The 1,470-nt window shown below is 42.8% G+C and carries 1 pseudogene; it reads right to left on the reverse strand.

What is annotated here, in order from left to right:
• A pseudogene (locus AC6F75_RS06120) lies at nt 1-1,470 on the reverse strand (LmbE family protein); the annotation flags it as partial.

Genomic DNA, 1,470 nt, shown 5'->3' on the forward strand with positions numbered 1-1,470 from the left:
AGGAATTCGGGCGATTTTCGCTTCAGCTGGAAGCAAAATATGCTGATAGGGGATGTGGTCATAATCAATGGTTACCGTTTCATTCACATAATAAGAGTCACCCACCTGCATCAGTAAATTCAAACTGCCTTCACTTTGTTGTTTGGGAGGGGTTACTTTGAAAACAAATTCTTTTTCCTCGTCTTTGCTGTTTAAATGAAATGTTTGCGGCTCACTCACTTTCCAGCCTTGTGGATGATTCAATGAAACCATACCGGAAACATTGTCTCTGCCTGCTCTTACCTTAACAGCTACATTTCTGGGCGCATCATTGCCAAATATGAATACTCTTTCACTTATTTTTCCGGTGACTTCTGGCAACACCTGAAATGGTTGATAGACTTCACCGGTAACCGGGCTGTTAAACTTATAAATAATGTCCCGTTTAAACGTAAACGCTTCACCTTGAATGTTCACTTTGAAGTAAACCGGTTCATTTTCATTGATTACGGGTTCGCCGATTTTTTCAATGTCATCAACATTGAACAAGCCCGTAGTACCTTTTTTCTTGATCCAGTAGGGAGAAGTGTAAGGCGCATTTTTTGGAATGATAATTTGACTTTCTGAATTCACCCTTCTGTTTTCGGGTAAGGCTTTTGGCCCTTCAAGCAGTGATTTATTGTTGTAAATCACATCGGTGAGTTGCATATCCACTTTGGAACGGTTGATGGCTTCCATGCCCAGTTTGATTTCCGAACCGGGCGAAGTGTATTGGCTTTCGGCAATAGCCTCCAAAAAAAGTCCGGTGCAGGCGGCTATGATTTTTTCAATTTCTTTGGTTTTTTGAATGCCCCAGTAATCTGTTCTGTCTTTCAGGAGTTTGTAGGCTTTCACAAGACCGGGAATGCTTTTCCCCGGATTTGTAAAGTCAAACTCTTTTTCCACTTGGTACAAGATATCACCAATGGCTTTGCCACCTTCAATACGTGTCCAGGTAGTGTTGATGCCTTCAAAAAGATTGACGGGATCAGTGGGCATATCACCTTTAAGGAGTTCGAGATATTCGGTTTCCTCACCGCGGGTGCCGGTGTTTCCAAATCCCTGCGACTGGTGTTTGCTTCGGCTTAAGGCAGCAATTTCACTATTTGATAGCCCGAAAGAAGGGTAGTAAGCACCTGTTTTTAATTGCACCAGATTGCTTTTATCGGCTTTTTCAAAAGCTTCCTGACTTCCGTAAAACCACCAGGAGGTGTTGAAAAAAATGCGATTGGGTTGCCAGGGGCTGTAGTGATTTAACTGCTCAGGAAAAGCAGTATTGTCAGCAGATAGGTCATAAGCTTCCAGTCCCAAAATCGCCGAAGCTGTATGATGGCCGTGAGTAGTACCCGGGGTTCTGTGGTTGAATCGGTTGATGATAATGTCCGGCTGAAATTTTCGGATAGCCAAAACCACATCGCTTAAAATTTCATTTTTACCCCAAATGGAAAAGGT

It is taken from the genome of Planktosalinus sp. (assembly GCF_059864935.1).